We start from the raw sequence: 7,736 nt of genomic DNA on the forward strand, positions 1-7,736 counted from the left end.
CGGCCAGGATCACCTTGTCGATGCCGCGTTTGCGCATCTGAAGGTTGAGGTCGTTCTGCGCCGGGCTGTAGACCTTGTGCGGCGAGCAAACAATGGTTTTGCCGTCCTCGATGTATTTCTTGTACTGCGGCATCCAGTCGGCGCCGGAACCTTCAAAATTCTCGAGCGACAGCGGGCTGAGCCGATCGAACATGCCGATGGAGTGCATGGTCTTTTCCAGTGTGCCCTCGAACTGCCACTCATGATCATGAGGGTAGTAGTAGTGGGGCGAGATGAACACTGGCATGCCGGCGGCCTTGGCGGCCTTGAACAGCCGTTCGATGTTGTCGACGGTGCCCTGTTCGGTCACGCTTTCACCGACGACGCCCCAGGTCACGCCGTCCTCGGACAGGAAGTCGATCTGCGGATCGGTGACGACCAGCGCGGTGCGTCCCGGAACAATCTCCATGTCGATCTGCGGCAGGCCCGGCTTGTCCGGATCCGCGTATTGGGCACGCGCTTCTTCGGTGGCCGCCAGCGCTTCGCCGCCTGCGGAAACAACCGCTCCTGCAGCCGCCGCTCCGGCAACGCCGGCCAGTAGCCTGCGGCGGGCGAGGTCCACTTTTTCAGGGGTGATTCCACAGCTGCATTCATGATCATGTTTGATTTTCATTTCGGTGGTCCTTTCAAGTGTTGGGCCGCACGGTCATGTCCGCTCGGCCAGGTTGGCGGCTCCGTACTCCTTGCCGGGAGGCATGGCTCTCCCGTTCGCGGAAACAAGCTGCCGCGATACATCAGGAATTACGTGCGCTTTCCTTGGTGATCGGCGCCGGGAAAGCGCCGAAATTCAATAGCCTGGGATGGCAGTCTTACGAGGCGTCGGGCCTGATGGCCGGAAGCTCGAGCGTCATCATGGCGCCGCCGTCCGGCCGGTTATGGGCCGAGATTTGCCCGCCGTGGCGTTCGGCGATCAGGCGGGTGATCCAGAGCCCGAGGCCGCTGGAGCCTTGACCAGCGGTGGTTTTTTCGGAGAGACCGACGAAGGGTCGAAAAGCCCGCAGCAGGCCTGCCGCGTTGAAGCCGGGTCCTTCGTCACCGATCCGTACCTGAACGCAGCCATCGCTTGCCGGACCGGTCTCGCAGGTGATCGTGCCGCCCTCGGGCGAATGCCTGACGGCGTTACCGATCAGGTTGTCGAAAGCCTCGAACAGAAGCTCCTGGTCGCCCTGAACGACAACGGGATTGATGGCATGGCAGCGGAACGCAACAGCCTTTTGCTTCGCCGCGGGCTGGTTGACGGCAAAGGCCAGCTGGAGAACGTCGAGCAGGTTGACCGGAACGTTGTCGCAGGATAGCGGATCGCGCCCTTTGCGGGCCCGTTTTAGAACGCCGCTCAGCATTCGGGTCATCTGGCTGATGATCCGGTCGGCGTTCTCGGCCTTGCGCACGATGCGCGGCTCACCGCCGTCCTCGGCGCTGCGCGTGATGTCCTCGACGAGCAGCGCCAGGTTGGCAAGCGGACCCTTCAGGTCATGCACCACGATCGAGAGGGCATTGCCGAAGGCATCGGAACCGGACGGGTTGCGTTCCGGTTCGTCCAAATGCGGTTCTACCGCAAACAAGGCCGCGATATCGGCCGGTCCAGTGCCTTGTCGGATGATCTGATCGGTATGCATGTCGGGATCCTTTTCTTGAAAGGTGCCGGCTGACGTCAGCTTGCTGGCCGCTAGGTGGCGGCGGAGGGCCTCAGAGACCGAGGTCCGAGAGGTCGGGGTGGTCATGAGGGCGGGGACCGAACGGCCAATGGAACAGCCGGTCTTCTTCCCAAATGGGCAGGTCGTTGATGGAGGCTATGCGCAGGTGCATCAGTCCGTCGGGCGAAAATTCCCAGTTCTCGTTGCCGTAGGAGCGGAACCAGGCGCCGGTGGCGTCGCGCCATTCATAGGCAAAGCGCACGGCGATCCTGTTTTCCTGAAAGGCCCAGAGTTCCTTGATCAGGCGGTAATCCTGCTCGCGCGTCCACTTTGCCGTCAGAAAGCGCACGATCTCCTCGCGGCCGCTGATGAAGTCCGAACGGTTCCGCCAACGGCTGTCCGGTGTGTAGGCCATGGCGACCTTTTCCGGCGTCCGGCTGTTCCAGGCATCTTCGGCCTTGCGAACTTTTTCGGTGGCCGTTTTGGCGTCGAAGGGAGGAAGGGGCGGGCGGATCATGGGACAAAGCCTTGTTGGGTGTCTTTCGGGCCGCGGAAGGTTGGGGGCCTGACCTTCCGCGGTACCAATTGTCGGCTCAGGCGGCGTTCGCGCTGACTACCGGGAAGTCGATCGGCGTCTCGAACGCCTCGTTGAGGTAGTTGGTGAGCGTGTTGAGCGCGACATGGGCGACGATCTCGACAACCTCTGCCTCGCTGTAACCTGCCATCTTGACCTCGGCGACGTCAGCTGCGGACACCCGGCCGCGCTCGCGGACGAGCTTGACAGCAAAGCGGACGGCGGCATCCGCCCTCGAGTCGGAGGACGTACCGTTCCGGTTCGCGGCGATTTCGGCATCGTCGAGCTTGGCCAGGTTCTTGCCCAGATAGGTATGTGCGGACAGGCAGTAGTCGCAGCCGTTGATCTGTGCGACCGCCAGCGCAATCCGTTCGCGGGTCTGAGGCGTAAGGTTGCCCTTCGCCAGGGCGCCGTTCAGGCCGAGATATCCTTCGAGAGCCGCCGGACTGTTGCTGGTGAGGCGGAACAGGTTCGGGACCGAACCGAGCATCTTGTTCACAGCTTCCAGCTGCGGGCGGGAGGCTGCAGGGGCCGCTTCAATGGAAGCGGGCAGATGAATGCGGGGCATGACTGTCTCCTGTTGGATCGGGTTTGACGTTCTTGCGTCTCCAGATATATACAGACAGGTCTGTCTATTCGTCAAGATAAGGTGTGGATCATCAAATTGTGAACTTGAAAGTCATTGAATTTACTTCTAAATCTGAATTGAAATAGACAGAACTGTCTGCTCAATGGAGATAGAATTGAAATCCCGTCGGGACCACCTCATCGATACGGCCTTGAAACTTTTCTACACCAATGGGTTCAATGCCACGGGCATTGACAAGATCCTGGCCGAAGCCGGCGTTGCCAAGATGACGCTCTACAAGCACTTCCCCTCGAAAGACGACCTGATCCTGGCTGCACTCGAGCGCAGGGACGAGCAGTTCCGCGCCTGGCTTGTGACCGAAATGGAAAAGGCCGGACCCGATCCGCGTGCGCAGCTTTTGGCAATGTTCGATGCGCTGGAGAGCTGGTTCAATGGCAAGGCGTTCAAGCCGCTCGGCTTCAACGGCTGTGCTTTCATAAATGCGGCGAGCGAGTTCGGGGACATTAAGCACCCGGCCCACAAGATGGCCGCCACGCACAAGCAGCGCATCGTCGACCATCTCGAAAGGCTGTGTGGGGCAGCGGGCGCGAATGATCCCCACGCGCTCGCGGAAAAATTGGCACTGCTGAAGGAAGGTGCAATCGCCACCGCTCATGTTCGCGGCATGCCGGAGGCCTCAAGGATCGCCAGGGAAATGGCCGAGGACCTCATTGCAATCGCCGCTCCGCAACAATCGCAGGCACCCCCTGCCCCGGACCGGTAAACACACATGAAAGTCAGTAGTTCAAGGCACTCCGGCCTTCCGGAAATCGGCACGGAATGCTTGTCACGGGGATCGAGCTGCCAGCTTTCCGATGCTCAAGTCACCCAAAACTTGCCTGAAAACTTGTTGCCGTCAGTGCTACATGAGCTTCCAGGGGCGGGCGTAGTTCGAAAGCCCCGGGAGCACGCGTAAATTCGTAGAGACGGAAGAGATACCAGTCTTCACGTCTGGCCTCCGCCACCGCCAGTTCATTCCGTGAAATGTGAAAGGGTGTCCGTTCCCAACCGTTGGTCGTTTTCACCTCGATCAGGCGTTCCCGGCCTTCCGGTGTAAAACTGGCGATGTCGAAACCTGCCCCGTCGCCATCTTCCTGCGAGGTCCAACGGACTTTTCTTGCAAGATCGTTACGGCCTTGCTGCCGAAGCAGCCCCCGCTCCCGATGAAACACGAACTCTTCACCCGCCCGGCCCAACGCGCGGTTCCTTTCGTCGCGCCCGGCAACGTCGAAGCGGAGAGCAACGGCCCGCAGCTTTTCTGTTTCGTCCGGCGGCGGAGCATTTCTGAGTGTCGGCGCGATCCCGACAAACAAGGACGCGGCCTCCGCCATCCCGGTGGGCAGTGTGCCGTTCAGGGCCATCTCCCACTCCGGATTCTGTGCCAGCCAACGGGAGATCGCTTCTGCAAGCGACATCTGAAATTTGAACCGGGGCTGGTAACCGCGAATGATCGGAAGCCCGAAGGCTTTGGCGGCCGCTGATACGTTGCAAAGTTTGAATTCAATCGAGCCTCGGCTGCGCCTGGTCTGGCCCTGAAGCAATCGATTGTGGGCGGCCTTGTTATACGACCGGCCCGACAGCTCATCGCTGAGCATCGAAAAATAGGACGCCACAACGACGTCATTCTCTTCATCTGACCAATCATCTGAACTCATGTTCGCCAAGTTATTCTGACGATTTGGCTGTGTCATCTCGGAAAATGCACCTCAAGGTGGAAAAGGGCCTGAGGAAATCTGGCCACCTGTGCCGACAACGCAGACTGTGTGACGCACAGCACACACTGGCCCCGACCTGACTGTCATACTTCTCAGCTGAACCCTGAAACTGGAGGCAAGCGGCATGGGAAAAACATCAGGCAGCCACCGGCGCAAGGCGAAGGAACTGGGCGCGCCGGAAGCAGAAGCGCTCATTGCAACCGTCCCCCATCTGGCGCGGCTGCTGTCCAAGGATCAGGTCGGACAGATACAGAACATGCTAGATGCGGCAGTGCTCAATCCGATGTATGAGGCGGCCTACAAGAAGGCCATGAAAGACGCCGTGATCGCACGCGCCGGCAACCTTGTACTGCGCGACAAGGCGAAGGAAAGGAGGGCACACAGAATACTCCGGAAGCGGGTTCATGTGTCCCGGAACGACGGCTTCATCCGCGTGGATCACAACAAGATGCTGACCGCTGACGCACTGGTTCCGCGCACCAACAACCCGGATGAAGCCGAATACCTGGCGAAGGTGCGAGAAACCCTGAATGCCAAGGGGGTCTGGCTGCGGCTTGACCACCCATGGAGTGCCAAGGGACCCGACCCGACCGTCTGGGAGTTCTGGTTCACACTCGGCGCCGGCGGTGACCGGATCGAGACGGACGACGCCATTATCGACCGTGAGGAACTCCTTGGAACCACCCTCCTGGGCGCGGGCTACTACGATGCCGTTCTGACGGGCCACGTGCAGACGAAGCTCAAGCGTACCTTTGCCCGTTTCGACAGGGAATATGACCGCGGCTGGGAATGGCACATGGATCTTTGGACCCACCGCAACGATACGAACGGGCTTGTCCTGAAGGCGTCGGACTGGCTGGGCGACGCGAATTTTCCAAGCATGTCGATCTGGAAACGCGCCCATAACCTGAGAATGAAAGCCTGGGACGCGAATTCCGGCGGCGATGTGATCAAGGCCCAGGTCTACCTGCTGGCGGCCACCCATGTGGTCGAATACAACTCCCAGCTTCTCGGCGATTATCTGAACCATACGATAGGCGGTGCGGAAAAGGCGGTCAAATTCCTGAAGGTCGCCAAGGGCGCCGGTCAAGTGGCCGAGGTGGTGCTGGTGGTCGTCGGCGTCGGTGCCGGCATGAAGGTCCTGCGCGCGGCGGGCACCAAAGCGATCACCCAGGAAGCCCGTTACGAGGCGGCCGAACAGCTGGTGCGCGAATATGCAAAACGTGAAGGCATTTCAATGGCCGAGCTGAAGACGGTGCGCTATGTGCCGCAGCCGAAGGGGACCATCCTGGGAAACATAAAGGGCGGGCATAGCGCCGGCTACGGCACCGGGCCACACAAGTGGCCATGAACCTTCCGTGAAGGCATGGACACCACCGGCCGGTCGTACCTCAAAACACCATCGGCCCCATCACCAGCCCGGCCAGAAGGGCGACCGCGATGCCGATGAGGTCCAGCGGGGCCCCGGCACGCAGCATGGCGGGGCGTGTGACCAGCGGGTTCGCAAAGACAATGGCGTTGGGCGGGGTGGCGACGGGAAGCATGAAGCCGATGGAAGCAGCGAGCGCCACGGGGAGTGTGAAGGTGAGCGGATCGGCGCCGATGCCGACGGCGGCGGCTCCGGCGACAGGCAGGAAGATCGCGGCCATCGCCGTGTTGGAAGCAAGTTCGCCGAGATAGACTATGACGAGGCTCATCGACAGGAGGATCCAGAGCGTCGGCAGGCCTTCCAGACCTTCGGCCTGAACGCCGATCCAGGCGGCAAGGCCGGTGCGCTCGATGGCCGTGGCGAGCGACAGGCCGCCCCCGAAGAGGATCAGGACGTCCCATCTGAGGCTGGCCGCCGTTTCCCAATCAAGCAGGCGTTCGCCCGGACGCACACCTGAGCCGATGACGAAGAGCGCCAGCGCACCGGTCATCGCGATGCCGGCATCGCTCAAGGCAAGGCCGGGAAAGGCTTCGGAGACCAGCGGCCTTGTGATCCAGCCGAGCGCCGTCAGCCCGGCCACAACGGCCAGCCGCTTTTCGCCCCTGGAGAGCGGCGTGGCGTTTGAAAAATCGAGCGTGATCGGCTCCGGACCGATCCTGAAGGCGGCATGCGTCAGGAAGACCCAGGTGACCGGCAAGAGCACGATGACGACGGGCAGGCCGACCAGCATCCATTCCGCGAAGCCGATGACAATGCCATGGGTCTCCGCCATATAGGCGGCAAAGAGCGCATTGGGCGGCGTCCCGATCAGCGAGCCCATGCCACCGATGGTGGCGGCATAGGCAACGCCCAGCATCAGCGCCGTGCCGAAACCGTCGTCCTTGCCGCGCATTGCAGCAATCGAAGCGGCGATGGGCGCTGCGACCATGGTTGAGGCCGTGTTGCTGATCCAGAGACTCAGAAACGCAGTCGCTGCCATGACCGAAAGGACGACGCGGCGTGGCTCGCCATGGGTCCGGGCCAGGATCGCGAAGGCCAGCCGCCGGTGCAGGCCCCATTTCTCGATCCCCTTGGCGATCATGAAGCCTCCGAGAAAGAGGAAGATGACCGGGTTGGCATAGGATCCGGACAGATCTGCGAGCGAGGCAACGCCGGCAAGCGGAAAAAGAACCACGGGAATGAGCGCCGTCACCGCCAGCGGCACCGTTTCCGTCACCCACAGGACCGCCATCAGCAGGCCGATACCACCGGCGGCCTGCGCCCCGGCATCAAGGCCCGCCAGCGGTGGCAGCGCCACGCCTGCAAGCGCCACAACAAGTCCCGTTATGTTGGCAACTGCCGAAAGGGATAGCCACCCCGGTTTCCAGCTCAAAGTGTCTCTCCCCTAGCCTCTCCGCCGAAGATTGGAGACCCGGGTCCGGCAATGCAAGTCAGGGAAAGTGCGGGGAAGAACGCCCCAGGCAGCGGAAGCGGTGACCTTGACCGCAGACGATCAACCGCTGGCAAAAACCTCGCCGGCTTCTGTACTGACCATGCTCATCGGAAGTTCATCCGCCGCTTTGGCCCTGATTTCCGCAATCCGCGCCTGTGCCGCTTCCGCGGTGGCCGCATCCGCATATTCGGTGATGACGGAAAATGTTAAGGGCCCGGTCCGCACCATCTGAACCCTGCTGGCGCCGACAGACATGATCATTGGCACGTATTTCTCCTGAGCAAG

9 protein-coding genes are annotated in these 7,736 nt (G+C 61.4%); 2 read left to right on the forward strand and 7 right to left on the reverse strand.

Translation table 11 applies throughout. The features are described 5' to 3' along the window. From ACQY7U_RS10415 to ACQY7U_RS10430, 4 genes are all read right to left on the reverse strand, one after another. Positions 1–652 (reverse strand): isochorismatase family protein (locus ACQY7U_RS10415; RefSeq protein WP_428644178.1); only part of this gene is annotated, 652 nt, incomplete at its 3' end. A gap of 196 nt (positions 653–848) precedes the next feature. Further along, positions 849–1,655, reverse strand: coding sequence for a sensor histidine kinase (locus ACQY7U_RS10420; protein WP_428644181.1), 807 nt, complete (start codon positions 1,653–1,655; stop codon positions 849–851). 70 nt (positions 1,656–1,725) lie between these two features. Further along, the gene (locus ACQY7U_RS10425) at positions 1,726–2,190 is read right to left on the reverse strand and encodes a DUF1348 family protein (protein ID WP_428644182.1); all 465 of its coding nucleotides are present in this window, start codon (positions 2,188–2,190) and stop codon (positions 1,726–1,728) included. A 76-nt stretch (positions 2,191–2,266) separates the two neighbouring features. Continuing rightward, positions 2,267–2,815, reverse strand: a complete 549-nt coding sequence (locus ACQY7U_RS10430) for a carboxymuconolactone decarboxylase family protein (protein ID WP_428644184.1) — start codon at positions 2,813–2,815, stop codon at positions 2,267–2,269. 175 nt (positions 2,816–2,990) lie between these two features. Here ACQY7U_RS10430 and ACQY7U_RS10435 point away from each other — a divergent pair, with 175 nt between their 5' ends. Beyond that, on the forward strand, positions 2,991–3,599 hold the full coding sequence (locus ACQY7U_RS10435) for a TetR/AcrR family transcriptional regulator (RefSeq protein WP_428644186.1): 609 nt from the start codon (positions 2,991–2,993) through the stop codon (positions 3,597–3,599). Between the two features lie 100 nt (positions 3,600–3,699). Here the strand turns inward: ACQY7U_RS10435 and ACQY7U_RS10440 are convergent, their stop codons facing one another. Beyond that, positions 3,700–4,566 (reverse strand): DUF3883 domain-containing protein, encoded by an 867-nt coding sequence (locus ACQY7U_RS10440; protein ID WP_428644187.1) that lies wholly within the window; start codon positions 4,564–4,566, stop codon positions 3,700–3,702. A 148-nt stretch (positions 4,567–4,714) separates the two neighbouring features. Here ACQY7U_RS10440 and ACQY7U_RS10445 point away from each other — a divergent pair, with 148 nt between their 5' ends. Next, positions 4,715–5,941, forward strand: coding sequence for a hypothetical protein (locus ACQY7U_RS10445; RefSeq protein ID WP_428644189.1), 1,227 nt, complete (start codon positions 4,715–4,717; stop codon positions 5,939–5,941). Positions 5,942–5,981: 40 nt separating this feature from the next. Here the strand turns inward: ACQY7U_RS10445 and ACQY7U_RS10450 are convergent, their stop codons facing one another. Together ACQY7U_RS10450 and ACQY7U_RS10455 are read right to left on the reverse strand one after the other, a co-directional pair. Beyond that, on the reverse strand, positions 5,982–7,391 hold the full coding sequence (locus tag ACQY7U_RS10450; RefSeq protein ID WP_428644191.1) for an SLC13 family permease: 1,410 nt from the start codon (positions 7,389–7,391) through the stop codon (positions 5,982–5,984). Between the two features lie 120 nt (positions 7,392–7,511). Continuing rightward, a partial coding sequence (locus ACQY7U_RS10455) for a hypothetical protein (RefSeq protein ID WP_428644193.1) occupies positions 7,512–7,736 on the reverse strand: 225 nt, incomplete at its 5' end.

The sequence above is a fragment of the Roseibium sp. genome (assembly GCF_050301095.1).
Lineage (GTDB): Bacteria > Pseudomonadota > Alphaproteobacteria > Rhizobiales > Stappiaceae > Roseibium.

Coding starts and splice junctions, on each gene's coding strand:
- ACQY7U_RS10420 (WP_428644181.1), bottom strand. CDS start 1,655: ATGCATACCGATCAGATCATCCGACAAGGCACTGGACCGGCCGATATC.
- ACQY7U_RS10425 (WP_428644182.1), bottom strand. CDS start 2,190: ATGATCCGCCCGCCCCTTCCTCCCTTCGACGCCAAAACGGCCACCGAA.
- ACQY7U_RS10430 (WP_428644184.1), bottom strand. CDS start 2,815: ATGCCCCGCATTCATCTGCCCGCTTCCATTGAAGCGGCCCCTGCAGCC.
- ACQY7U_RS10440 (WP_428644187.1), bottom strand. CDS start 4,566: ATGACACAGCCAAATCGTCAGAATAACTTGGCGAACATGAGTTCAGAT.
- ACQY7U_RS10445 (WP_428644189.1), top strand. CDS start 4,715: ATGGGAAAAACATCAGGCAGCCACCGGCGCAAGGCGAAGGAACTGGGC.